Origin of the sequence: Pseudomonas lini (genome assembly GCF_030812475.1) — a bacterium.
GTDB classification, from domain to species: Bacteria; Pseudomonadota; Gammaproteobacteria; order Pseudomonadales; family Pseudomonadaceae; genus Aquipseudomonas; species Aquipseudomonas lini_A.
Window position 1 is genome coordinate 235109 of the sequence record NZ_JAUSSR010000010.1, and the last position, 24641, is coordinate 259749.

At 59.4% G+C, this 24641-nt stretch carries 26 protein-coding genes; 20 read left to right on the forward strand and 6 right to left on the reverse strand.

Annotated elements, in window-relative coordinates; genetic code table 11:
* Positions 1-245 precede the first annotated feature (245 nt).
* Entirely contained in the window at positions 246-584 is a 339-nt protein-coding gene (locus J2W17_RS20375; protein WP_307338294.1) for a PA4575 family protein, read from the forward strand.
* Positions 585-589: 5 nt separating this feature from the next.
* On the opposite strand, the gene J2W17_RS20380 is transcribed toward J2W17_RS20375, so the two are convergent.
* Complete coding sequence (locus J2W17_RS20380) at positions 590-2410, reverse strand: hypothetical protein (protein ID WP_307338297.1); 1821 nt, start codon at positions 2408-2410, stop codon at positions 590-592.
* A 160-nt stretch (positions 2411-2570) separates the two neighbouring features.
* Between J2W17_RS20380 and J2W17_RS20385 the strand changes: the two genes are divergently transcribed.
* From J2W17_RS20385 to J2W17_RS20400, 3 genes are all read left to right on the forward strand, one after another.
* Positions 2571-3059: a TIGR00645 family protein gene (locus J2W17_RS20385; protein WP_150734735.1), complete on the forward strand. Its 489-nt coding sequence runs from the start codon at positions 2571-2573 to the stop codon at positions 3057-3059.
* Between the two features lie 223 nt (positions 3060-3282).
* Positions 3283-3594, forward strand: a complete 312-nt coding sequence (locus J2W17_RS20395; protein WP_307338303.1) for a DUF6482 family protein — start codon at positions 3283-3285, stop codon at positions 3592-3594.
* A gap of 119 nt (positions 3595-3713) precedes the next feature.
* Positions 3714-4331: an FKBP-type peptidyl-prolyl cis-trans isomerase gene (locus tag J2W17_RS20400; RefSeq protein WP_017340863.1), complete on the forward strand. Its 618-nt coding sequence runs from the start codon at positions 3714-3716 to the stop codon at positions 4329-4331.
* Positions 4332-4473: 142 nt separating this feature from the next.
* On the opposite strand, the gene J2W17_RS20405 is transcribed toward J2W17_RS20400, so the two are convergent.
* The 3 genes from J2W17_RS20405 to J2W17_RS20415 form a co-directional block, all read right to left on the reverse strand.
* Complete coding sequence (locus J2W17_RS20405) at positions 4474-4731, reverse strand: PA4570 family protein (RefSeq protein WP_095632313.1); 258 nt, start codon at positions 4729-4731, stop codon at positions 4474-4476.
* Positions 4732-4979: 248 nt separating this feature from the next.
* Positions 4980-5321 (reverse strand): zinc ribbon domain-containing protein YjdM, encoded by a 342-nt coding sequence (locus J2W17_RS20410; RefSeq protein WP_307338310.1) that lies wholly within the window; start codon positions 5319-5321, stop codon positions 4980-4982.
* A 223-nt stretch (positions 5322-5544) separates the two neighbouring features.
* Positions 5545-6513: a polyprenyl synthetase family protein gene (locus J2W17_RS20415; protein ID WP_307338313.1), complete on the reverse strand. Its 969-nt coding sequence runs from the start codon at positions 6511-6513 to the stop codon at positions 5545-5547.
* Between the two features lie 240 nt (positions 6514-6753).
* Between J2W17_RS20415 and rplU the strand changes: the two genes are divergently transcribed.
* The 5 genes from rplU to J2W17_RS20440 all read left to right on the forward strand — a co-directional run bounded on the left by rplU (position 6754) and on the right by J2W17_RS20440 (position 10529).
* Positions 6754-7068 carry a 50S ribosomal protein L21 gene (rplU, locus tag J2W17_RS20420; protein WP_003176051.1) on the forward strand — a complete coding sequence of 105 codons (315 nt, stop codon included), beginning with the start codon at positions 6754-6756 and terminating at the stop codon, positions 7066-7068.
* Between the two features lie 35 nt (positions 7069-7103).
* Positions 7104-7379, forward strand: a complete 276-nt coding sequence (rpmA, locus tag J2W17_RS20425) for a 50S ribosomal protein L27 (protein WP_007901871.1) — start codon at positions 7104-7106, stop codon at positions 7377-7379.
* 193 nt (positions 7380-7572) lie between these two features.
* On the forward strand, positions 7573-8796 hold the full coding sequence (cgtA, locus tag J2W17_RS20430; protein ID WP_150764909.1) for an Obg family GTPase CgtA: 1224 nt from the start codon (positions 7573-7575) through the stop codon (positions 8794-8796).
* Positions 8797-8933: 137 nt separating this feature from the next.
* Positions 8934-10052 carry a glutamate 5-kinase gene (gene proB / locus J2W17_RS20435; protein ID WP_307338537.1) on the forward strand — a complete coding sequence of 373 codons (1119 nt, stop codon included), beginning with the start codon at positions 8934-8936 and terminating at the stop codon, positions 10050-10052.
* A gap of 12 nt (positions 10053-10064) precedes the next feature.
* A complete protein-coding gene (locus tag J2W17_RS20440) occupies positions 10065-10529 on the forward strand; it encodes a CreA family protein (protein WP_307338323.1) in 465 nt (154 codons plus the stop codon).
* Positions 10530-10736: 207 nt separating this feature from the next.
* Here J2W17_RS20440 and rpsT read toward each other — a convergent pair whose 3' ends face one another.
* Entirely contained in the window at positions 10737-11015 is a 279-nt protein-coding gene (gene rpsT, locus J2W17_RS20445; RefSeq protein ID WP_008154937.1) for a 30S ribosomal protein S20, read from the reverse strand.
* Between the two features lie 252 nt (positions 11016-11267).
* On the opposite strand from rpsT, the gene murJ reads away from it, so the two are divergent.
* The 6 genes from murJ to ispH all read left to right on the forward strand — a co-directional run bounded on the left by murJ (position 11268) and on the right by ispH (position 18756).
* Positions 11268-12806, forward strand: coding sequence for a murein biosynthesis integral membrane protein MurJ (gene murJ / locus J2W17_RS20450; protein WP_307338327.1), 1539 nt, complete (start codon positions 11268-11270; stop codon positions 12804-12806).
* Between the two features lie 128 nt (positions 12807-12934).
* Entirely contained in the window at positions 12935-13885 is a 951-nt protein-coding gene (gene ribF, locus J2W17_RS20455) for a bifunctional riboflavin kinase/FAD synthetase (RefSeq protein ID WP_307338329.1), read from the forward strand.
* A complete protein-coding gene (ileS, locus tag J2W17_RS20460) occupies positions 13886-16717 on the forward strand; it encodes an isoleucine--tRNA ligase (RefSeq protein WP_307338332.1) in 2832 nt (943 codons plus the stop codon).
* Positions 16710-17222, forward strand: coding sequence for a signal peptidase II (gene lspA / locus J2W17_RS20465; protein WP_307338335.1), 513 nt, complete (start codon positions 16710-16712; stop codon positions 17220-17222). The genes ileS and lspA overlap by 8 nt, the downstream gene beginning before the upstream one ends.
* 7 nt (positions 17223-17229) lie before the next feature.
* Positions 17230-17667: an FKBP-type peptidyl-prolyl cis-trans isomerase gene (gene fkpB, locus J2W17_RS20470; RefSeq protein ID WP_307338540.1), complete on the forward strand. Its 438-nt coding sequence runs from the start codon at positions 17230-17232 to the stop codon at positions 17665-17667.
* 141 nt (positions 17668-17808) lie between these two features.
* A complete protein-coding gene (gene ispH / locus J2W17_RS20475) occupies positions 17809-18756 on the forward strand; it encodes a 4-hydroxy-3-methylbut-2-enyl diphosphate reductase (protein ID WP_307338338.1) in 948 nt (315 codons plus the stop codon).
* On the opposite strand, the gene J2W17_RS20480 is transcribed toward ispH, so the two are convergent.
* A complete protein-coding gene (locus J2W17_RS20480; protein WP_307338341.1) occupies positions 18733-19275 on the reverse strand; it encodes a GspH/FimT family pseudopilin in 543 nt (180 codons plus the stop codon). The two genes, ispH and J2W17_RS20480, sit on opposite strands and share 24 nt — an antisense overlap.
* 129 nt (positions 19276-19404) lie before the next feature.
* Here J2W17_RS20480 and J2W17_RS20485 point away from each other — a divergent pair, with 129 nt between their 5' ends.
* Genes J2W17_RS20485 through J2W17_RS20505 form a run of 5 tightly spaced genes read left to right on the forward strand, consistent with a single transcriptional unit; the run spans position 19405 to position 24631 of the window.
* Positions 19405-19878 (forward strand): GspH/FimT family pseudopilin, encoded by a 474-nt coding sequence (locus tag J2W17_RS20485; RefSeq protein ID WP_307338344.1) that lies wholly within the window; start codon positions 19405-19407, stop codon positions 19876-19878.
* The gene (gene pilV, locus J2W17_RS20490) at positions 19875-20324 is read left to right on the forward strand and encodes a type IV pilus modification protein PilV (protein WP_307338347.1); all 450 of its coding nucleotides are present in this window, start codon (positions 19875-19877) and stop codon (positions 20322-20324) included. The genes J2W17_RS20485 and pilV overlap by 4 nt, the downstream gene beginning before the upstream one ends.
* Positions 20321-21034 (forward strand): PilW family protein, encoded by a 714-nt coding sequence (locus J2W17_RS20495; RefSeq protein WP_307338350.1) that lies wholly within the window; start codon positions 20321-20323, stop codon positions 21032-21034. The genes pilV and J2W17_RS20495 overlap by 4 nt, the downstream gene beginning before the upstream one ends.
* A gap of 11 nt (positions 21035-21045) precedes the next feature.
* On the forward strand, positions 21046-21528 hold the full coding sequence (locus J2W17_RS20500; RefSeq protein WP_307338353.1) for a pilus assembly PilX family protein: 483 nt from the start codon (positions 21046-21048) through the stop codon (positions 21526-21528).
* Positions 21515-24631: a pilus assembly protein gene (locus J2W17_RS20505; RefSeq protein ID WP_307338356.1), complete on the forward strand. Its 3117-nt coding sequence runs from the start codon at positions 21515-21517 to the stop codon at positions 24629-24631. The genes J2W17_RS20500 and J2W17_RS20505 overlap by 14 nt, the downstream gene beginning before the upstream one ends.
* The last annotated feature ends 10 nt before the right edge of the window (positions 24632-24641 follow it).

Consider the following 24641-nt stretch of genomic DNA (forward strand, 5'->3'; position numbering starts at 1 on the left):
CCGCTATCGCGAGCAAGCTCGCTCCCACAGGTTTTGTGGTGTCGTCAAAATCGACATTCAGCGAAAAAAGTGCCATCACTCTGACGTCAAAATTCACACAATGACCATTCGGCGCCTTTTGGTCTAACTTGACGTGCTAGTCAGACTTTTCTTCTATGATCAGGTCAAGGATATCGACAGTAATCACTGGATCGAGACAGCCTCCCCGTGGGGGCTGAATACCGGATCTACCGAGGGTCGCCGCCATGTCGCGCAACCTCTGCCTCACCCGTCAATGCCTGGGTCTTGTGACCCGTATCGAATGTGCCATCCGCCCACTGGCGGGGGATACGGGCATGTGGACCTTGCTTTTTGCCGCCGGAATGGCCGGCGAACAACCTTCAGCCATTAAAGCCCAGGGCCCGTTTCATGGCCCCTTCGTGGCTGAATCAATCCTCGACACCATAGTTGAAAGCCTGACCCTGCATGGCTACGAACTGGCTGATGACCCGCAAATCTGGTGCCTGCACCTGCAGGCCCAGCTGCGGGAAATCAATGGTGGCCGTTCGCGCAATCCCGGCTTCGAGTTCCGGCCCGACCGCTGAGTCGACTATCGGTCAAGGTCAGCCTTGTCCAGTTTGACCTCGAAACCGTATTGTACGGTGACGAGGTCGGTGCGCTGGTAGGTTTCCAGTTGGGTGGGCTGGCCGTAGAAGTAATGCACAGCGAATAACGCCGGGCCTTCTGCGCCCGCATCGTGACTGACCGACAGGATCTCCTTCAGATAGTGGCCGCTGCCGTCCCTGGCAAAGAAACGCCAGTCCTGGGCGGGGAACAATTTCGAATCGACCACCAATGCATTGCCTTTGATTTTCAGTCCTTTGGGTAACTGGCGGGCGTCGATGGTTTTCTTGTCGACGGTGGCCATGAACAGGGGAAAGGAGCCGACCGCGTAGGCCGGTGTTTCGGGAAACAGGTTCAGGTCATAGGTGATAGTGCCGCGCGGGGGATCGACCTGGTACGCCTGCGGCGGCAATTCAATCGGCCCATCCCGTTTGCCGTCAGCGTCTTCGGTGAAGAAAGTGACCGGGCTTTTGCCAACGTTCAAGGCGGTGCCGAGCAGTTCATCATTGAAGCTTCTGGGGTGATCGAACTCAATGCGCGCTGCACTCGGGTCATCGACTGACTGACTGACGCTGACACTCTTCTTCAGTTGTTCCTCGCCCAGCGTCGCCCCCTGGAGCCAGGTCGGGGCCTGGTCGTCGTACACCACCACCGGCAACGTCAGCGGCTGGATGGATTTTGCTGTGGTGTGCCGGTCGAAGCGGCGTACCGGAAGGTTCAGGTTCTTGCGGGTCACCGTCGCCGCAGAAAAATCCAGCACGCTGACTTCCAGGGTCTCGATCGGCCCGTTGAAGTATACCTTGGAGTAATGCTGTTTCTGTTGCTGCTCAAAGGCGCGTTGCTCTTCATCGAGCTGTTTTGCGAATGCCTCGCTCCAGGCTTTCTGCTGTTGCATATTCGCCAGTTGCTTCTGATAGAAGGCTATTTGCGCAGCGGTTTCATTGATCGAGCCCGAGCGCGAGAGGAATTGCCCGGTGCTGTCTCTGGCCTGGACGATCAGCGGGTTCAAGGTTATGTCGCTGAGCTCGGCGGCCAGGGGCGCGCTGTTGCTGAATTCGATTTCGGCGTAGTTGTCGTCCATTTTCAACAGGGTGACGCTGAGGTTGTCGTTGGTACGGGTTTGACCGACGTCCTTTTTCGTCAGGTCGAAACTGTAGAGCCGGCGCGGCGCGATAACTTCCACCTTGCCCTGTAGACTCACCGGTTGTGGCTGGTTCTTGTTTTCAACGTCCAGGCCATCAATGAACGGGTAGGTTACCGTCAGGTCATCGGGGTTGGTCAGGTTGGAGCTCGAAGGGCTCAGCTGAATGCCAGGATCGGTTTCCGACCATTCCGGCTGGAACGGGATGACGCGCTTGTTGCTCAAGGTCACAGACTGCCATTCCACGCCATGGGGAAAAAGAAACGCGGCCGGGCTGTTGAAGTTGAAGGGGAATACCGGCTGCAGATCGGTCAAGTAGTCGGAGCTGGAGTCTTTGTGGAGCACGAACAGACCGTTGATGTAGGTGTCGACCAGATCCTGGGGCGTGGGGTAGTGCTTGAGCACGGCGAGGACGTCTTCGTCGTACTCGGTTTCCACAGGTTTGCTCTCAAGCTTGAGCTGAGCACGCTCGAGCAACAACAGTGAGCCGCCAAGTTCGGCCACGGCATCCTTGAGTTTCGGGTCCTGAATCGCTTCCAGAGACTTCTCGAACTGCGCCGTCTTTTCCTCGAGGCTGACCGGGAGTTTGGCATCACTGGGTGAGCAGCCACTCATCAGCAGAACCAGGCATATTCCGGCGCTCGTTAAAGGCAATCGCACATCCATTTTCCCGTTTTCCTGTCCGATGTCGCTTAGCTGTCAATAGTTTGGACACTAGCAGAAAAACCTTGTCACACACGCGCAGGCTACGGATTTTTCGGTTGTTTCTGGGTGTAACAGGTGGCTGGTATACTCGCGTCCATTTCCAGCCCAACTGTGAGATTCAATGGAACGCTTTATCGAAAATGCAATGTATGCCTCCCGCTGGCTTCTGGCGCCGATCTACTTCGGCCTGTCCCTTGGCTTGTTGGCACTGGCGCTGAAATTCTTCCAGGAAGTGTTTCACGTCATTCCTAACGTGTTCTCGATGGCCGAATCGGACCTGATTCTGGTGTTGTTGTCGCTGATCGATATGGCCCTGGTTGGCGGTTTGCTGGTGATGGTGATGATTTCCGGCTACGAGAACTTCGTTTCCCAGCTGGATATCGACGACCACAAGGAAAAGCTCAACTGGTTGGGCACCATGGATTCGTCTTCGTTGAAGATGAAAGTGGCGGCCTCCATCGTGGCAATTTCCTCCATCCACCTGCTGCGGATCTTCATGGATGCCAAGAACGTCGATCCCGAGCACTTGAAGTGGTACGTGATCATCCACATGACCTTCGTGGTCTCCGCGTTCGCCATGGGTTACCTGGACAAGCTGACCAAGCACTGAGTTGCACAACCGCCCCCCTGTAGGAGCGAGCTTGCTCGCGATAACCCTGAGGGCGCCGCGGGGTTTCAGGCTTCCAGCGTTATCGTTGACGACCATCGCCAGCAAGCTGGCTCCTACAAAGGGAGGGTGAACCAGACGAGCGGTATCGTTGGTGGCTTGTGCTTTGTTGCACCGAAGCCTATGCCTGTAGGAATCCTGGCTCGCCACAGTGTGAGGTGTGTTCATGAACCTGCAAGAATTGAATGCCTATGCCATCGCCGGCAAAGTCGATGAGCTCAACCTGATCTCGCTGGAAGGGGGAATCTATCTGCTCGAAGCGCGCATGCACGGCGCGGCCTTTCCCCTGAGCGATAAGCGCGGCGAGTCGTTTCATCTGCGCTCGGTCGAGCATGCCCGTGAGCTGCTTCGCGACTTTCCCACCTTGCAGTTCAACCTCGTGCACACCTCGGTGCATGACGAAATGTGCGGCCTTGGTGCCAGTTCGGAAGAAAGCCTGAAGGTACCGATCGCCTTCCGTACCGGGTGGCAGCACTGACCCCCTGATCAACGCGATGGCATCTGTGCTAGTCTGCTGGCCCTTTTGGTTCCGGGCGCTCCGGGACGCGCTGTGCACGCACGGCAAGTTCCGGGCCGTCCGCACAGCGGAGCAGTGTCATGTCCGAAGTAAATCTGTCCACCGACGAAACCCGCGTCAGCTACGGTATTGGCCGTCAGCTGGGTGACCAGCTGCGCGACAACCCGCCACCGGGTGTCAGCCTGGACGCAATCCTGGCCGGTCTGACCGATGCTTTCGCCGGCAAGCCAAGCCGTGTGGGTCAGGAAGAGATGTCCGCCAGCTTCAAGGTCATCCGCGAAATCATGCAAGCCGAAGCGGCAGCCAAGGCTGAAGCGGCGGCGGGCGAAGGCTTGGCCTTCCTGGCTGAAAACGCCAAGCGTGATGGCATCACTACCCTGGCTTCCGGCCTGCAATTTGAAGTGTTGACCGCAGGTGAAGGCGCCAAGCCATCCCGTGAAGACACCGTGCGCACCCACTACCACGGCACACTGATCGACGGCACTGTGTTCGACAGCTCCTATGATCGTGGCCAGCCTGCGGAATTCCCGGTTGGCGGCGTGATTGCCGGCTGGACCGAAGCCCTGCAACTGATGAACGCCGGCAGCAAATGGCGTCTGTACGTGCCGAGCGAACTGGCTTACGGCGCTCAAGGCGTTGGCAGCATTCCGCCGCATAGCGTACTGGTATTCGACGTCGAGCTGCTCGACGTTCTGTAAGACTGAGTGTCGGAGCGGGCTCGGTCATGTGGGAGCGGGCTTGCTCGCGAAAGCGGTGTGTCATTCAACGATGATGTTGAATGTTATGGCCTCTTCGCGAGCAAGCCCGCTCCCACAGGGCTCGCTCCGACATGTTGCATTTTCATAATTCGATCTTATGGTTCAGGTCGCTGGTCGGGCGCAATGCCCGGGCATAGCAGAACAGAAACAGATTACGCACCAGTTCCTTGAGCACTACCGGCTCGCTGGAACTCAGGCCGTTGACGTCCAGATCACCCTGATCCTGCAGCTCGTTCAAGGCTTCCTCTTCAAGCACTGCACACACTTCCCCGGTTTCCCGATGCAGGATCCTGAGGTAAGGATGTGGGCGGTCCAGCCAGGCGTCGATCAAATAAGTCATGGTTCTCATCTCCTTTGAAAGTTTCAATGAGAATAATTCTTATTCATCAAATAGCAAGGGCCTATTTGGCCGTTTGTGCTTTTTTCCAGATGTAACCTGTAGGAGCCGGCTTGCTGGCGATGCAGGCGACGGGGTTCAGGCTTGAAACCCAGTGGATGCCATTCGCCAGCAAGCCGGCTCCTACGATCACGAGGCGAGGAGGGTGAAGCACCATCCCACGCAGGGCGCGGGACGGTCATACAGCAGAGTCAGACTTTTCTGACGAACTCGGATTTGAGTTTCATCGGGCCGATGCCGTCGATCTTGCAGTCGATGTCGTGGTCGCCATCGCACAGGCGAATGTTCTTGACCTTGGTGCCGACCTTGACCACCAGCGACGTGCCCTTGACCTTGAGGTCCTTGATCACGGTGATGGTGTCGCCATCCTGCAGGATGTTGCCGACCGAATCCTTTTTCACGGCGTCATCGGACACTGCTTCCACTTCGCCGCCGGCGGACCACTCATGGGCGCACTCGGGGCAGATCAGCTGTGCGCCGTCTTCGTAGGTGTATTCGGAGTTGCATTTCGGGCAGGGTGGCAACGTGCTCACTAAAGCTCCTTGGATTGAGGATGGCTAAAAGTCGCACATTGTATAGGGTTTTAGGCGCCGTAGGAGCCGGCTTGCTGGCGAATGCATGCACCGCGGTGTTTCAGGAGCATCGGCGTGATGCGTTCGCTGTAGGAGCCGGCTTGCTGGCGATGCATACGCCACGGTGTTTCAGAAGTACCGTGGTGATGCATTCGCCAGCAAGCCGGCTCCTGCGAAGGGCAGGTCAGTGCGTGCGGGCGACCGCAAACTCGCTTAGCTCGACCAGCGCATCCCGATACTCGCTGGCAGGCAGCGCATCGAGGCACTTGATCGCACGGGCCACGTAGTCGCGGGCCAGCTGCGCGGTGTACTCGAGGGAACCGGACGCTTCAACGGCCTCGCGGATGCTTTCCAGGTCCTCGATACCGCCTTTCTGAATCGCCTTGCGCACCAGTGTCGCCTGTTCCGGCGTGCCTTCGCGCATGGTGTAGATCAGCGGCAGGGTGGGTTTGCCTTCGGCCAGATCGTCACCGACGTTCTTGCCAAGGGTTTGCGCGTCCCCTTTATAATCCAGCAGGTCATCGACCAACTGGAAGGCGATACCCAGGTGATCACCGAAAGTGCGCAGCGCTTCACTCTGTTCCGGTGTGGCACCGGCCAGGGCCGCGGCACTGTGGGTCGAGGCTTCAAACAGCATCGCCGTCTTGCCGCGGATGACTTCCATGTAGGTTTCTTCGGTGGTGCTGGCGTCACGGACCTTCGACAGCTGCAGCACCTCACCTTCGGCAATGATCCGCGTGGCTTGCGAAAGGATCTTCATCACCGGCATGGAACCCAGTTCGACCATCATTTCGAAGGAGCGCGAATACAGGAAGTCGCCGACCAGCACGCTTGGAGCGTTGCCCCACATGGCGTTGGCGGTCGAGCGGCCGCGGCGCATGCCGGACATGTCGACCACGTCGTCATGCAGCAGGGTGGCGGTGTGCAGGAACTCGATGGTCGCGGCCAGCAGGCGCATGTCATCGCCTTCGCGACCCAGGGCCTTGCCACACAGCAGCACCAATAAGGGGCGCAGGCGTTTACCGCCGGCCGAGGTAATGTAGTCGCCGATTTTCGACACCAGCGGCACTCGGGACGTCAGCTGCTTCTTGATGATGCCGTCGACGGCTTTGAAATCGTCCGCCACCGCGCGGTAGAAAGCTTGGGGTTGCATCAGAGACAGTTGCTCCAGAAGGGTTGCGCGGCATGCTAGGACCCACGTCGGCGGGTGTCAAGGTACGATGGGCGGCCTCTTGCATCGGCCTGTCAGCTTGCGTACAATCGCGCACCCTGAACTTCCTGGGCAGCACCTGCCTTACGCAATTGCAGACAGGCCTTCCAGCCCTATGCAGCCATGCCAGCCAATACCTCTTCTTATAAAGAGCTGGGTGAGCAGGATTATCGGAGAAATACCATGTCTTATGCAGTAATCGTTACTGGTGGCAAGCAGTACAAAGTTGCTCCAGGTGAATACCTGAAGATCGAAAAACTGGAAATCGCTACCGGCGAATCCGTTACTTTTGATCGCGTTCTGTTGGTTGCCAATGGCGACGACGTGAATATCGGCGCTCCAGTTGTTGCTGGCGCTACCGTTGTGGCTGAAGTGATCTCCCAAGGTCGTCACGATAAAGTCCGCATCATCAAGTTCCGTCGCCGTAAGCACCACATGAAGCGTATGGGCCACCGCCAGTGGTACACCGAGATCAAAATCACCGGTATTCAGGCTTAATTTCAGCCTAATTCCTCACTAGGAGAATTGAACTCATGGCACACAAAAAAGCTGGTGGTAGTACCCGTAACGGTCGCGACTCAGAAGCCAAACGCCTTGGCGTGAAGATGTATGGCGGCCAGGTTATCATTCCGGGCAACATCATCGTGCGTCAGCGCGGCACCCAATTCCACGCTGGCTACGGCGTTGGCATGGGCAAGGATCACACTCTGTTCGCTAAAATCGACGGCGTGATCAAGTTCGAAGTAAAAGGCGCCTTCGGTCGCCGTTACGTGAGCATCGTCCCGAAGACTGACGTCGTCGCGGCATAATTACGTAGTTGCTGGAAAAGCCCTGTCTCGCGACGGGGCTTTTTCGTTTGTGGGGTGAGTCTCTTGCAAAGCTGTTTGTAATGGGCTCCAGCGCTGGATTCGCGGTCGTTGATTGAGGTCGCTGCGCTCATTTTTGCAAGAGTCTTATGTCTAGGTTTTTTCGGCTCGTCCGTATGGCGAGAGGCGTTTTGTTATGAAGTTTGTTGATGAAGTATCGATTCGAGTAAAGGCCGGCGACGGCGGCAACGGTTGCATGAGCTTCCGTCGCGAGAAATTCATTGAAAATGGTGGCCCGAACGGCGGCGACGGTGGTGATGGCGGCTCGGTCTACATGATCGCCGACGAAAACCTCAACACCCTGGTGGACTACCGTTACACCCGGCACTTCGATGCCGAGCGCGGTTCCAACGGCGGCAGCACCGACTGCACAGGTAAAAAAGGTGAGGAGCTGGTGCTGCGCGTACCGGTCGGCACCACGGTTATCGACGCTGGCACCCAGGAGGTGATCGGTGACCTGACCAAGGCTGGCCAGAAGCTGCTGGTGGCTCATGGCGGCTGGCACGGTCTGGGCAACACCCGCTTCAAGTCCAGTACCAACCGCGCTCCTCGCCAGACCACTCCGGGTAAGCCGGGTGAGGCGCGTGACCTCAAGCTGGAAATGAAGGTGTTGGCTGACGTCGGTCTGCTGGGCTTGCCGAACGCTGGCAAAAGTACCTTCATTCGTTCGGTGTCGGCCGCCAAGCCGAAGGTCGCCGACTATCCGTTCACCACGCTGGTGCCGAACCTGGGCGTGGTCAGCGTCGATCGCTGGAAGAGCTTCGTTGTCGCGGACATTCCGGGCCTGATCGAAGGCGCTTCCGATGGCGCGGGCCTGGGGATTCGCTTCCTCAAGCACTTGTCGCGTACCCGTCTGCTGCTGCACCTCGTCGACATGGCGCCGCTGGATGACACCAGTGCCCCGGATGCGGCTGAAGTGATTGTCAGCGAGTTGACCAAGTTCAGTCCGTCGCTGGCCGAGCGTGACCGTTGGCTGGTGCTGAACAAGTGCGACCAGATTCTTGAAGAAGAGCACGACGCTCGCGTCAAGGAAATCGTCGATCGCCTGGAGTGGACGGGTCCGGTCTATGTGATCTCGGCCATCTCCAAGCTGGGCACCGAGCGTCTGTGCCACGACATCATGCGCTACATGGAAGATCGCGCCGATCGCCTGGCCAACGACCCGGCCTACAAGGAAGAGCTGGCCGATCTCGATCAGCGCATCGAAGACGAAGCCCGTGCCCAGTTGCAGGCCCTGGATGACCAGCGTGCCCTGCGCCGCAGTGGCGTGAAGTCGGTCCATGACATCGGCGACGATGATTGGGACGAAGAAGACGTGGATGACGAAGACGGTCCGGAAATCATTTACGTGCGTGATTGATTCGTTGAGATAAACTTAAGCGCCGCTCACATGAGCGGCGTTTTAGTATCTGGAAATCGATCGTTGGTCACGAATAACCACGATTAACGTCACGGGCAGTGCCAGGTCGCGCTGTCCTCAAGCTAAGGTTGAAGATGATGCGGAGCAAGGTGGCAGGTGCGCAGCGTTGGGTCGTGAAAATCGGCAGCGCTTTGCTGACGGCGGACGGCAAGGGCCTGGATCGCGCGGCAATGGGTGTCTGGGTCGAACAGATGGTGGCCTTGCATGAGGCGGGCGTCGAACTGGTGCTGGTGTCCTCCGGGGCGGTAGCGGCAGGCATGAGCCGCCTGGGCTGGACCGTGCGACCCAGTGCGATGCACGAGCTTCAGGCAGCTGCCGCCATCGGCCAGATGGGCCTGGTGCAGGCCTGGGAGTCGAGCTTTGCCCGGCATGGCCGGCATACCGCGCAGATTCTCCTGACGCACGATGATCTGTCTGATCGCAAGCGCTACCTGAACGCTCGCAGTACCTTGCGTGCGCTGGTCGAGCTCAAGGTCATCCCGGTGATCAACGAGAACGACACCGTGGTCACCGACGAAATTCGTTTCGGCGACAACGACACCCTGGCGGCACTGGTGGCCAACCTGGTCGAAGCTGACTTGCTGGTGATCCTCACCGATCGCGATGGCATGTTCGACGCCGACCCGCGTAACAATCCCGGTGCCAGTCTGATTTACGAAGCCCGTGCCGATGATCCGGCGCTGGATGCGGTGGCCGGTGGTACCGGTGGTGCGCTGGGGCGTGGCGGCATGCAGACCAAATTGCGGGCTGCGCGACTGGCTGCCCGTTCCGGTGCGCACACGATTATTGTGGGCGGGCGACTTGAGCGAGTGCTGGATCGCCTCAAGGCGGGCGAGCGAATCGGCACCTTGCTGTCTCCTGAGCGCGGCATGTTGGCGGCGCGCAAGCAATGGCTGGCCGGGCATCTGCAGACCCGCGGCACACTGGTGCTGGATGCGGGCGCCGTGACGGCGTTGTCCCAGGGCAACAAAAGCTTGCTGCCGGTGGGCGTCAAGCTGGTCCAGGGCAGCTTCCGGCGTGGCGAAATGGTGGTCTGCGTCGCGCCGGACGGTCGCGAAATCGCCCGTGGCCTGGCCAATTACAGCGCGCTGGAGGCGCAAAAAATCATCGGGCAGTCGTCTGAGGCGATTGTCGGTCTGTTGGGTTATATGGCGGAGCCGGAACTGGTTCACCGCGATAACCTGATCCTGGTCTGAAGGAATACCTGAATGCGCGTGGCAAAAGGATGGTTGGGTCTGCTGTTGGCGATGCCGCTGCTGGCCTCGGCCGAGGAGATCGGTCAGGTGTCGACAGTGTTCAAGTTTGTCGGTCCGAACGATCGTATCGTCGTTGAGGCATTTGATGATCCGAAAGTGGAGGGCGTGACCTGCTACCTGTCGCGCGCCAAAACGGGTGGGGTGAAGGGCGGTCTGGGGCTGGCTGAGGATCGCGCCGAGGCGTCCATCGCTTGCCGTCAGGTCGGGCCGATCAGCTTCAAGGGTGATCTGAAGGATGGCGACGAGGTGTTCAAGGAGCGTACTTCGCTGGTGTTCAAGACCATGCAGGTGGTGCGTTTCCTCGACAAGAAGCGCAATACGCTGGTGTATCTGGTCTATAGCGATCGTTTGATTGAGGGCAGTCCGCAGAATGCGGTGACGGCAATCCCGATTTTGCCATGGGCGCACGCTCAATAAGCTGACGCAAAACCAGCGTGGGAGAAAACCAGTGTGGGAGCGAGCTTGCTCGCGATGGACTTCAACGATAACGCGGGCATTCTGAATGAGCGCGGTGTCTTTGAGTTTTTCGCGAGCAAGCTCGCTCCCACAGTTTTTTTGTGTGCGCATCAAAACGCAGGCAATAAAAAACCGACCCTGAGGTCGGTTTTTTAACAAGCTTATCGCTTATGCGGCAACAGCAAGGTTCAGAGCCTTGACGTGACCGTTCAGGCGGCTCTTATGACGAGCGGCCTTGTTCTTGTGGATGATGCCTTTATCGGCCATACGGTCGATAACTGGCACGGCCAGAACGTAAGCAGCTTGAGCTTTTTCAGCGTCTTTTGCGTCAATGGCCTTAACTACATTCTTGATGTAGGTACGAACCATGGAACGCAGGCTGGCGTTGTGGCTGCGACGCTTCTCAGCCTGTTTTGCACGTTTTTTGGCGGAAGGTGTGTTGGCCACCGTCGAGCTCCTCGAAAGACTTTTTAGGAAATAGCAAACAAAATAGGCCGCGAATCATGCCGATGAGTTGATGTCTTGTCAAGGGCGGTTGAGACGTTCCGCTAAGTGGTAGGTATAAAGAGGCGGGATATTTATTTCCGGCGCTTGACCTGTAAACTCGCGAGCTTTGGCTCTGTGCTGCTGCGGCGCGGAGTATCGCATAAGTGGGCGCTTTGTTCGCCTGCTGTTTATCGACAGGCACAAACTCTTTCAATGAATCTGCTCAAATCGTTGGCCGCTGTCAGCTCTATCACAATGCTTTCCCGGGTTTTGGGGTTCGTCCGTGACACGCTTATCGCGCGTGCATTTGGCGCGGGGATGGCGACTGACGCCTTCTTTATCGCCTTCAAACTGCCCAACCTGTTGCGGCGAATCTTCGCCGAGGGCGCTTTTTCCCAGGCTTTCGTGCCGATACTGGCCGAATACAAAAACCAGAAAGGCGAGGAGGCGACGCGAACCTTTATCGCCTATGTCTGCGGTTTGCTGACGCTGGTGCTGGCGTTGGTCACTGCGCTGGGCATGATTGCGGCGCCGTGGGTCATCTGGGCGACTGCGCCGGGATTCACCGATACCCCGGAGAAGTTCGAGCTTACCGTGAGCCTGCTGCGGGTGACGTTCCCTTATATATTGCTGATCTCCCTGTCTTCATTGGCCGGGGCGATCCTCAATACCTATAACCGCTTCTCGGTGCCGGCCTTCGTGCCGACGCTGCTCAACGTCAGCATGATCATCTTTGCGGTGTTCCTGACGCCGTACTTCGACCCGCCGGTCATGGCCCTGGGCTGGGCGGTACTGGTCGGTGGCCTGGCGCAATTGCTCTATCAACTGCCGCACCTGAAAAAGATCGGCATGCTGGTATTGCCGCGCCTGAACCTGCGCGACAGCGGGGTCTGGCGGGTGCTGAAGCAGATGGCGCCGGCGATACTCGGCGTGTCGGTAAGCCAGATTTCGCTGATCATCAACACCATCTTCGCCTCCTTCCTGGTCGCCGGTTCCGTGTCCTGGATGTATTACGCCGACCGCCTGATGGAATTGCCGTCCGGTGTGCTGGGCGTAGCGCTGGGCACCATCTTGCTGCCGACCCTGGCCAAGTCCTTCGCCAGCAAGGATCGCCACGAATATTCGCGAATTCTCGACTGGGGCCTGCGCCTGTGCTTCATACTGGTGTTGCCGTGCTCGCTGGCGCTGGGGATCCTGGCGGAGCCGCTGACGGTTTCACTGTTCCAGTACGGACAGTTCAGTGCATTTGATGCGGCCATGACCCAGCGCGCACTGGTCGCCTATTCGGTCGGCCTGCTGGGGATTATCGTCATCAAAGTGCTGGCGCCGGGCTTTTATGCGCAACAAAACATCCGCACTCCGGTAAAAATCGCGATTTTCACCCTGGTGTGCACCCAATTGTTCAACCTGGTGCTGATCGGCCCGCTGGCTCACGCCGGCCTGGCCCTGGCCATCAGCGCCGGTGCCTGCCTCAACGCCGGCCTGTTGTTTTATCAACTGCGCAAGCAGCAGATGTACCAGCCGCAGCCTGGCTGGGCGAAATTCGGGTTTAAACTGGTGATCGCGGTGTTGGTGATGTCCGCGGTCTTGCTCGGCGCGATGCATTTCATGCCGGCCTGGGACCAGGGGCACATGCTCGAACGATTCCTGCGTCTGGGCGCGTTGGTGGCGGCTGGCGTGGTGGCGTATTTCGGCATGTTGCTGTTGATGGGCTTTCGTTTGCGCGACTTCAATCGCAAGGCGCTGAGCTGAGGTTGCGACCTCGATAAACACGGGCGAGCCGGCGGTTTTGTCGGTTCGATCACTTTGGTTACGGTGTTGCCTGTCGTCGGCCGCCGTGTGTGGTTATAATCGACCACTTTATGAGCAAGAAGCGCGTTATGCAGCTGGTTCGAGGCCTCCACAACCTGCGCCCCCAGCATCGGGGCTGTGTCGCCACTATTGGCAACTTTGACGGTGTTCACCGTGGTCACCAGGCAATCCTGGCGAGGCTGCGTGAGCGAGCGCTCGAGTTGGGCGTGCCCAGCTGCGTGGTGATTTTCGAGCCGCAGCCACGAGAATTCTTCTCCCCGGACACGGCACCCGCCCGTCTGGCCCGCCTGCGAGACAAATTGCAGCTGCTGGCCCTGGAAGGTGTCGACCGGGTGTTGTGCCTGGCGTTCAACCAGCGCCTGAGCAAGCTAAGCGCCAGCGAGTTCGTCGATACCATTCTGGTGGACGGTCTCGGCGTCCAGCATCTGGAGGTTGGTGATGACTTCCGGTTCGGCTGTGACCGGGTAGGGGATTTCGTTTTCCTGCAGCAGGCCGGCGTCCTGCAAGGCTTTACCGTCGAAGCGGCGCAGACGGTCGAACTGGATGGCATACGGGTCAGCAGCACTCAGGTCCGCAATGCCCTGGCCGCTGCCGATTTTGCCTTGGCCGAGCAACTGCTTGGTCGCCCGTTCCGGATTGCCGGGCGGGTCTTGCACGGCCAGAAACTGGCCCGCCAGTTGGGTACGCCCACGGCCAACATACAACTCAAGCGTCGTCGCGTGCCGTTGACCGGGGTGTACCTGGTCAACGTCGATATCGACGGCAAGACCTGGCCAGGTGTCGCCAATATCGGCGTGCGGCCCACGGTTCAGGGTGATGGCAAAGCCCACCTTGAAGTGCATCTTTTAGATTTTGCCGGCGATCTGTATGACCGGCGTTTGACGGTGGTTTTCCACCACAAGCTGCGTGAAGAGCAGCGTTTCGCCTCTCTGGAGGCGCTTAAGACGGCGATCAATGCGGATGTTGCCGCCGCCCGTGCCCTGTCGCACCTAGCGCCAATCGCTAATGAAGAGCCTTAAATGACCGACTATAAAGCCACGCTAAACCTTCCGGACACCGCCTTCCCTATGAAGGCCGGCCTGCCTCAGCGCGAACCGCAGATTCTGCAGCGCTGGGACAGCATTGGCCTGTACGGTAAGTTGCGCGAGATTGGCAAGGATCGTCCGAAGTTCGTCCTGCACGACGGTCCTCCGTACGCCAATGGCACGATCCACATCGGTCATGCACTGAACAAGATTCTCAAGGACATGATCATCCGTTCGAAAACCCTGTCGGGTTTCGACGCGCCTTATGTTCCGGGCTGGGACTGCCATGGCCTGCCGATCGAACACAAAGTCGAAGTGACCCACGGCAAGAACCTGGGCGCGGACAAGACCCGCGAACTGTGCCGTGCCTACGCGACCGAGCAGATCGAAGGCCAGAAATCCGAATTCATCCGTCTGGGCGTGTTGGGCGACTTTGCCAACCCGTACAAGACCATGGACTTCAAGAACGAGGCCGGTGAAATCCGTGCCCTGGCGGAAATCGTCAAGGGCGGTTTCGTGTTCAAGGGCCTCAAGCCTGTGAACTGGTGCTTCGACTGCGGTTCGGCCCTGGCGGAAGCGGAAGTCGAGTACGAGAACAAGAAGTCCTCGACCATCGACGTCGCCTTCCCGATTGCCGACGAAGCCGAGCTGGCTGCCGCATTCGGTCTGTCATCGTTGGCCAAACCGGCTTCGATCGTGATCTGGACCACCACACCGTGGACCATCCCGGCCAATCAGGCGCTGAACGTTCACCCGGAATTCAACTACGCCCTGGTCGACGTCGGCGACAAGCTGCTGGTACTGGCTGAAGAGCTGGTCGAGTCGTGCCTGGTGCGTTACAGCCTGGAAGGTTCGGTCATCGCGACCACCACAGGTAAAGAACTGGAACTGATCAATTTCCGTCACCCGTTCTACGATCGCCTGTCGCCGGTTTACCTGGCCGAGTACGTTGAACTGGGGGCTGGCACCGGGGTGGTTCACTCCGCTCCGGCTTACGGCGTGGACGACTTCGTGACCTGCAAGAAATACGGCATGGTCAACGACGACATCCTCAATCCGGTACAGAGCAACGGCGTCTACGCGACCTCCCTGGAGTTCTTTGGCGGCCAGTTCATCTGGAAGGCCAATCCGGCCATCGTCGACAAGCTCGCCGAAGTCGACGCGCTGCTGCACACCGCTGTCATCGAACACAGCTACATGCACTGCTGGCGTCACAAGACCCCGCTGATCTACCGCGCCACCGCGCAGTGGTTCATCGGCATGGACAAAGAACCTGCGAGCGGCGACACCCTGCGCAAGCGGGCGATCAAGGCCATCGAAGAGACAAAGTTCGTCCCGGCCTGGGGCCAGGCGCGCCTGCACTCGATGATCGCCAACCGTCCGGACTGGTGCATCTCCCGTCAGCGCAACTGGGGCGTGCCGATCCCGTTCTTCCTGAACAAGGAAAGCGGCGAGCTGCACCCGCGTACCGCCGAGCTGATGGAAGAAGTGGCCAGGCGCGTCGAGGTCGAAGGCATCGAAGCCTGGTTCAAGATGGACGCCGCCGAACTGCTCGGTGACGAAGCGCCGCTGTACGACAAGATCAGCGACACGCTGGATGTCTGGTTCGATTCGGGCACCACGCACTGGCACGTACTGCGCGGTTCGCATCCGATGGGCCACGAGACCGGCCCGCGGGCCGACCTGTACCTGGAAGGCTCGGACCAACACCGTGGCTGGTTCCACTCGTCGCTGCTGACCGGTTGCGCCATCGACAACCACGCGCCATACCGCGAACTGCTGACCCACGGCTTCACCGTCGATGAGTCCGGCCGCAAGATGTCCAAATCCCTTGGCAACGTGATCGCGCCGCAAAAGGTCAACGACACCCTGGGCGCCGACATCATGCGCCTGTGGGTGGCTTCTACCGATTATTCGGGCGAGATGGCGGTTTCCGAGCAGATCCTGCAACGCAGTGCGGACGCTTACCGGCGTATCCGTAACACCGCGCGCTTCCTGCTCTCGAACCTGACCGGTTTCAACCCGGCCACCGACATCCTGCCGGCCGAAGAAATGCTGGCACTGGACCGTTGGGCCGTGGACCGCACGCTGCTGCTGCAACGCGAGTTGCAAGAGCACTACGGCGAATACCGCTTCTGGAACGTCTACTCCAAGATCCACAACTTCTGCGTGCAGGAGCTGGGCGGTTTCTACCTGGACATCATCAAGGACCGTCAGTACACCACTGGCGCCAACAGCAAGGCCCGCCGTTCGGCGCAAACCGCGCTGTACCACATCTCCGAGGCGCTGGTGCGCTGGATTGCGCCGATCCTCGCGTTCACCGCCGACGAGCTGTGGCAGTACCTGCCGGGCGAGCGCAACGAGTCGGTGATGCTCAATACCTGGTACGAAGGCCTGGCCGAGCTGCCCGAAGGCGTCGAACTGGACCGCGCCTACTGGGAGCGGATCATGGCGGTCAAGGTCGCGGTCAACAAGGAGATGGAAATCCAGCGTGCGGCCAAGGCCGTCGGTGGCAACCTGCAAGCCGAAGTGACGCTGTTCGCCGAAGACGCGCTGAGCGCCGACCTGGCCAAACTGAGCAACGAACTGCGCTTTGTTCTGATCACCTCGACCGCTACTGTTGCGCCTTTTGTTCAGGCACCGGCGGACGCGGTAGTCACCGAAGTCACCGGTTTGAAACTGCAAGTGGTCAAGTCGAGCCACGCCAAGTGCGCTCGTTGCTGGCACTGCCGTGAAGACGTCGGCGTGAACCCGGAGCATCCGGAAATCTGCGGTCGTTGCGTCGACAACATCAGCGGCGCCGGCGAGTTTCGTCACTATGCCTAATGGCGTTGGCCGTTTCGGACGGCTGAGCTGGCTCTGGTTGAGCATGCTGGTCCTGGTCATCGACCAGGCCAGCAAATTCTACTTCGAAGGCAAGCTCGAAATGTTCCAGCAGATCGTGGTGATCCCCGATCTGTTCAGTTGGACCCTGGCCTACAATACGGGCGCGGCGTTCAGTTTCCTGGCTGACAGTTCCGGTTGGCAGCGCTGGCTGTTCGCCTTGATCGCGATTGTGGTCAGTGCGGTGCTGGTGGTCTGGCTCAAACGCCTTGGCCGCAACGAAACCTGGCTGGCCGTCGCTTTGGCGCTGGTGCTGGGCGGCGCGTTGGGCAACCTGTATGACCGAATTGCCTATGGCCATGTGATCGATTTCATCCTGGTGCATTGGCAGAACCAGTGGCACTTCCCGGCGTTCAACTTCGCCGATAGCGCGATTACCGTAGGTGCTGTCATGCTGGCGCTGGACATGTTCAAAACCAAGAAAACCGGAGAAACCGTTCATGACTGAGCAGGTATTGGCTGAGCAACGCATCCGCCAGAACACGGAAGTCACCTTGCACTTTGCACTGCGCCTGGAGAACGGCGACACCGTCGACAGCACCTTCGACAAAGCCCCGGCGACCTTCAAGGTCGGCGACGGTAACCTGTTGCCAGGTTTCGAAGTGGCGCTGTTCGGCTTCAAGGCCGGCGACAAGCGTACGCTGACGATTCAACCGGAAAACGCTTTTGGCCAGCCCAATCCGCAGAACGTGCAGATCATCCCGCGCTCGCAGTTCAAGGACATGGAACTGTCACCGGGTTTGCTGGTGATCTTCAACGATGCGGCCAATGCCGAGATGCCGGGCGTGGTGAAGGAATTCGATGACGAGCAAGTGACCATCGACTTCAACCATCCGTTGGCTGGCAAGACATTGACCTTTGACGTCGAGATCATCGACGTCAAATCGCTGTAACCGACCCAACCGGCCTTTTGTAGGAGCAAGCTTGCTCGCGATGGGCGTCAACGATGGCGCGAACATCCTGGCGAAACGAGTCGTCTGATCGTTTTTCGCGAGCAAGCTCGCTCCTACACAGGTCAAGACACGAGGCACAGCATGCAAATCAAACTCGCCAACCCCCGTGGCTTCTGCGCCGGCGTGGACCGGGCGATCGAAATCGTCAACCGTGCCCTGGAAGTCTTCGGGCCGCCGATCTACGTGCGTCACGAAGTGGTCCACAATAAATTCGTCGTCGAAGACCTGCGTGCTCGCGGCGCGATTTTCGTTGAGGAACTGGATCAGGTGCCGGACGACGTCATCGTGATCTTCAGTGCCCACGGCGTGTCCCAGGCTGTACGTACCGAAGCGGCCGGCCGTGGCCTGAAGGTGTTCGACGCGACCTGTCCGCTGGTGACCAAGGTGCACATCGAGGTGGCGCGCTACAGCCGCGACGGCCGTGAATGCATCCTCATCGGCCACGCCGGTCACCCGGAAGTCGAAGGCACCATGGGCCAGTACGATGGCAGCAATGGTGGGGCGATCTACCTGGTCGAAGACGAAAAAGACGTCGCTGCGTTGCAAGTGATCAATCCCGAAAAGCTGGCGTTCGTGACCCAGACCACGCTGTCCATGGATGACACCAGTCGCGTCATCGATGCCCTGCGTGCGCGCTTCCCGGCGATCGGCGGTCCGCGCAAGGACGACATCTGCTACGCCACGCAAAACCGTCAGGACGCGGTCAAGCAACTGGCCGACGAGTGCGACGTGGTGCTGGTGGTCGGCAGCCCGAACAGCTCCAACTCCAATCGCCTGCGTGAACTGGCCGAACGCATGGCGACTCCGGCTTACCTGATCGACGGTGCCGAAGATCTGCAGAGGAGCTGGTTCGAAGGTGTCGAGCGCATCGGCATCACCGCTGGCGCTTCCGCGCCGGAAGTCCTGGTGCGTGGCGTGATCCAGCAGTTGCAGGCGTGGGGCGCCACCGGGGCCGACGAGCTGGCGGGTCGCGAAGAGAACATCACCTTCTCCATGCCTAAGGAATTACGCGTCCGCTCTTTGCTCTGAGTCTTTTCCTCCCGCGCACAACGCCTGTTCAGTTCGTTGACTGCGCAGGCTGACACGGCCGTTCGAGGCCAGCACCACCTGGTGTTGGCTGATCGGCTCGCGGGCCGCGCACACATGCAATGTCCCCGCTTGAAAGCCATTGTGCAGCGGTTCTCCCAGATTGCTGAAGTGTATGGACGTCCTGACATATTGATTGCCGAAGATCGGCACCCGGGTCCCACTCCGGCGTTCGACCAGCAATGGATTGCTGTTGTCCTCGTATCCCTTGCCATTAGCATCCACAATGATCCGCCAACCTTGGCCCCAGTCGCCGTTGATGGCGTGAATGATGACGGTCTGGCCCCGCGTGATCGCTTCGGCCCTGGCGCTGCGCAGGCCAGCGACCAGGGCATTCGCCGCCTCCTCGCGATGGTTCGCCTCGGTGAGCGCCGCTACAGCCGGACTGAACAATGACAGAACAATCCCCGTAATCGTCAGTCCCATAAGCAGTTCGATCAGGCTGAAACCTTGCTGACGCATGACATCTCCCTTCATGGAGCGGTGGCTCGCGCGATCCTTGCGCAAGTAATGGCAAATCAACCGAACATCTGCCGGTCGAATGTTCTAGCGTGTAGAAGCAGGTATAGCCGAAGGCTACGGAGGGCAACGATGGATCATCGTACAAAAGGTTTCACGCTGATCGAGTTGCTGGTCGCGCTCGCGGTGTTTCTGATCCTGATCACGATGGCCGTTCCGGCATTTACCCGTTCGGTGCAAAGTGCCAAGGCCGACACCGAAATGGGGGATCTGCAACGCGCCCTGAATTTCGCGAGACTGGAAGCCATCGACCGGGGCATTACCACCCGGCTTCGTCCAACCGCGGGCGGTAGCGGCTGGACCGGGGAGTTGGCGGTTTACGACGGTACGGGCAATCTGGCCAATGTATTGCGGGTTGTTCCGGCGATGAGCAGCGGGGCGACTCTGACGCTAACCTCAGGTGTGACCGCGATCGATTTCAACAATCTGGGCGGTTTGTCGGCAGCCTCTACGCCGATGGTGATCGGCTACGTATTGGGGGCGCAAAGCAGGACGCTGAATGTGTGTTTGAATGGACGAATTCTATTGGGTGGAAGTTGCGGATGAGGGGATGGAGCAAGCGTGCACAGGAGGGCATGACGCTGATCGAGGTTCTGGTGGCGTTGCTGATTCTGAGCGTTGGCCTGTTGGGGGCGGCGGCGATCCAGCTCAATGCGCTGAAATACACCGACAGCTCGCGGATGACCAGCCAGGCCAGTTTTATCGCCTACGACCTGATGGATCGCATTCGCGCCAATTCCGCAGCCGATTACACCGTCACCCCACCCACCTCGGGCAACCTTGGCGTCGCCCGGGATCAGGACTTGTACGACTTCACTTCCAACATCGCCAACGCCCTCGGCGCCACCGCGACAGGCAGCGTCACGCGCAATCAGCGGGTATACACCATCACCATCACCTGGGACGACTCGCGGGCGGCCAATACCGCCAATTCGCGGCGCAGCTATGTGCTGACCAGTCGCGCCACCGTCGATCCGGTATCGACGCCATGAATAACGCCAGCAAAGGTTTCGGCCTGATCGAATTGCTGATCGCCCTGGCGTTGAGCCTGATCGTGGTGCTGGGCGTGGCACAGGTTTTTATTGCGGCCAAGAACACCTATGTCAGCCAGAACGCCGCGGCCAACATGCAGGAAGATGCACGATTCGTGTTGAGCAAGATGATCCAGGAAATTCGCATGGTCGGCATGTTCGGTTGCCTGGGGGCGATCACGGACGCCAGTTCGGCGGGCGATTTCACAGCCAGTCAGGCAACGCCGATCAGTTGGGACAATGCCAATCTCAAACTGACCCTGGTGACTGCCGATGTGGGCAACAGTGGCGGTACGCCCGCATGGACCGTGGTTTCGGACTGCAGAAACGCGGCGACGGCCTTTACCGGCGCGCGGCCCCCTGCATCGGGAGAGCTGGCGTTTCCGATCCGACGGCTGATCTACAACCTTAAAAATAACCAACTGACGATGGGGTCCGGCCTTGGTACGCCGACCCAGGTGGTGTTGGTCGATAACGTCAGCGCCTTCAACGTGAGCTTCGGCCTCGCCAGTTCAGCCACCGACGTGTCCGCTTCCAGCTACAGCAGCAACCCGACGGACCCTGCGCGAATCCGCAGCGTCCGGCTGACGTTGACCCTCAGAGATCCGAACGCCCGGGTGCGCGAGCAAACCTTCAACGTGGTTGCCGCTTTGCGCAACCGGCTGCCATGAGGAGAGGGCCGATGAGTTTCTCCTCCGCGAGCGTTCGCTCCCAGCACGGCATGGCCCTGCTGGTGAGCCTGGTGTTCCTCTTGCTATTGACATTGATCGGCATTTCATCGATGCAGAACGCCACCCTGCAGGAAAAAATGGCTGGCAGCGTGACCCTTCGCAATCAATCGTTCCAGGCCGCCGAAGCCGCGTTGCGTATCGGCGAAAGTGCCGTGCAGCTGGACACCTATTCGTTGCCGGTCTGCAGCGGTACCATCCAATGCGCGCCACCGGGGGAGTCCTCGACGCTCACCGGCGCCGGATTCAACTCCACCTCGGGGGTGACCTGGATCGCCGCCGGCGGTGGCTTCTACGGAGTGCAAAACATCGGCACCACCTTGAACGCCGTGAATGTCCCCAGCAACACCTCGGCAACGTTGTACCGGGTGACCGCCGTGGCCATCGCGGGCAACAACGTTCGTACTGTGGTGGAGAGTATCTATGCGAAGTACTGAACGGCGCGCCGGACTGTGGAGGCTGTTTTGCGGCGCCGTGCTGGGGTTGTATCTGTCGGCCCCGGCCTATGGATTCACCCCCTCGGACTCGCCGCTGTTGAGTGCCGCCGCCGTCCCGCCAAACGTGATGCTACTGATCGATGATTCGGGGAGCATGAACAACATCATCTGGGCGCCGGGGTTCGATCCAACGGTCAGCCGCCCGCAGATCGCCATTTGCAGTTCCAACACCTCATGCTTCAGCGGTCAGAATCTGGACATGAGCGACACCAACATTCTCCTGTCCAGCCTTAACCGGGGAGGGTGCTCGACCAGCGGTAACTGGTACGGTTTCTACCGCGGTTTTTTGGGGCTGTCCTCCATATGTCTGAAGCTGCCCGACCCGGTGGGCAATGAAAATACCCGCTACACCGCTGACTACTTGTCTTATCTGGTGAGCCTGGCCAATGGTTCGAACCGGGACTTCACCAGTGGCAGTGGCGCGATCCCAAACGATTACCGGATCAGCGTGGCGCAGGACGTGTCGACAAACCTGGTCAGCAGCAATCGCGCGCTGCGAATCGGCCTGGCGACGTTCAACCCGCCCAACAGCAGTAACTCCGGCCCCGGTGGTTTCATCGCCCGCCCGGTCAGCGATCTGTCTCCCGTCAGCGGCAGCGTCACCCAGACCCAGGCCAACACCAACTACACCGCCCTGATCGCCTCGATCAGTGGCTTGAGCGCCATCGCCAACACCCCGTTGGCGGAATCCTATTACGAGATAACCCGGTACATGCGTGGCCTGGCGCCGTACTACAACTCGACACCAAGCACCTACACCAGTCCGATCCAGTATCGCTGCCAGAAAAACTACGGTGTGGTGATCACCGATGGCCTGCCCACTTTCGACCGGACCTTTCCCTCCAATGATCCGCTCGGCGGCAGCCGTTTGCCGAACTGGGACGGGATCAGCACCAACGATGGCGACAACCTTTTCGGTGACGCAGAGGGCGATACCCTGTACCTGGACGACATGGCCAAATTCGCCTTTGACATCGACATGCGCACCACCGGTACCGATGTCGCTGGCAAAAACTGGAATGCGGCGGACTTCCCCAAACAGAACATGAACACCTACACCGTAGGGTTCACCGCCGCGAACCAGATGTTGTCCGATGCAGCAAGGTACGGTCAGGGCAAGTACTACCAGGCGACTGACAGTGCCGGCCTCAACACGGCATTGTCATCGGCCTTGAGCGACATCACGTCCAAGGCCGGTTCCGGGGGCAGCGGCATCACCAGCAGCTCGATCGTCGGGGTCGGCGCCTCCTATTACCAGACCAGCTATGACCCCAAGGACTGGCGCGGCACCATCAAGTCCTATGGCTTCACCTCCAGCGGCGAAGTGAATACCGCCTCGGTACTCTGGACCACCGACACGGCCATCGTGCCCGGGGCCACGGCGCCGACCTATCAGTCGTGGAACACCCTGACCAATGTGCCCGTGACCCTGGCCTATGCCAACTTTTCCCCGGCGCAGCAGGCGATCCTCAATCAGGGCTTGCCTACCGGCATTACCGCAAGCGACCTGGTGGAGTGGAGCAAGGGCGTCAACAAAACCGGGTTGAAAGTGCGCAGCGTATTACTCGGCGACATCATCAATTCACCCCTGGTCCTGGCGTCGCCGTCGGACAAGACCGCCGCCGACCTGGTAGGCGACACCAGCTACAGCACCTACCTGGCCACCAAGGCCGCCAACATGACCGCCAGTCTGGTGGTCAACGCCAATGACGGCTTTGTAAACGTCATCAATCCGGCCAACGGCACCCGGCGTTATGCCTACATGCCGTCGAGTGTGCTGCCCTCCCTGCGCAATATCGCCGACACCGCCTACCTCAACGGTGTCGGTCACGAGTTTGTGGTCGATGGTCAGCTCGGGGTGTTCGATGCCCAGCTCAACAGTGCCTGGAAAACCCTGGCACTGGGCGGTACCGGCGCAGGCGGCAAGACGTTTTACGCCGTGCAGCTGTACGACGCTGCGGCCGGCAACGTGACCAAGGCATTATGGGAGATCAGTGCGCCGACCACGACCAATACCGCGAACGTGTTCAATGACCTGGGTTATGCCTACGCCCGCCCGGAAGTGGCACGCTTGGCCGATGGCCGTTGGGCGGCTTTCATCTCCAACGGCTATGGCAGCAGTTCGGGGGTGGCGGCGTTGTACGTGGTGGACATCCGTGATGGGTCGCTGATCAAGAAGATCGTCATCGACAGCACCGAAACCACCAATGGCCTGTCCTCGGTGAAACTCAAGGTCAACTCGCAGAATGTGGTGCAGGCCGCCTACGGTGGTGACCTGAAAGGGCGGTTGTGGAAGTTTGACCTGAGTGGCGCTACCACGGACACCTGGGGTGTGGCGTTTGCCGGCAAGCCGTTGTTTACCACCGCGGGCGGCGCCACTCAGCCGATCACTGCGCAACCGCTGCTGGCGGACAACCCCCTGGGCGGCAAGGTGGTATTTTTCGGGACTGGAAAATTCAACGAGACGGCCGACAAGACCAACAAGGATCTACAGGCGTTCTATGCGGTGTGGGACGCCAACGGTGGCAGCGGGCAGATCACCACGTCCAGTTTGCAGGCCCAGGCGGTGACGGGCGTGTTTTCGGGAAGCTCGGGGCAGTTCATTACCACCAGCCAGAACGAAGTGACCTACCCGGCCGAGAAGGGCTGGTACCTGCCCCTGGTCTACAACAGTGTGTTGACCGGTGAGCGGGTGATCAACCAGGCGGCTCTGGTTCTGGGGCGGATTGTATTTACCACCGCCAGCGTCGACACCACGGACCCTTGTGCCAGTTTCGGCACAGGCAAACTGATCGAACTGGATGCATTCAGCGGTAAAATGTTCAACTACGCGGTACTCGATACCAATGGCGACAACCTCGTCGATAGCAGCGACACGATTTCCAGCGGAGTGATTTTCACCGGCGGGATGCCGGTGTTGAACGCCATCGTCAACGGTGGCACCGCCAAGATCGTGGGCGATTCCAGTGCGACGGTGACCCGGCTGACTGAAAAGGGTGGCGGCAATGACGGCCGTCGCATCATGTGGCGACAAATACAGTAAGTGAGAGTTG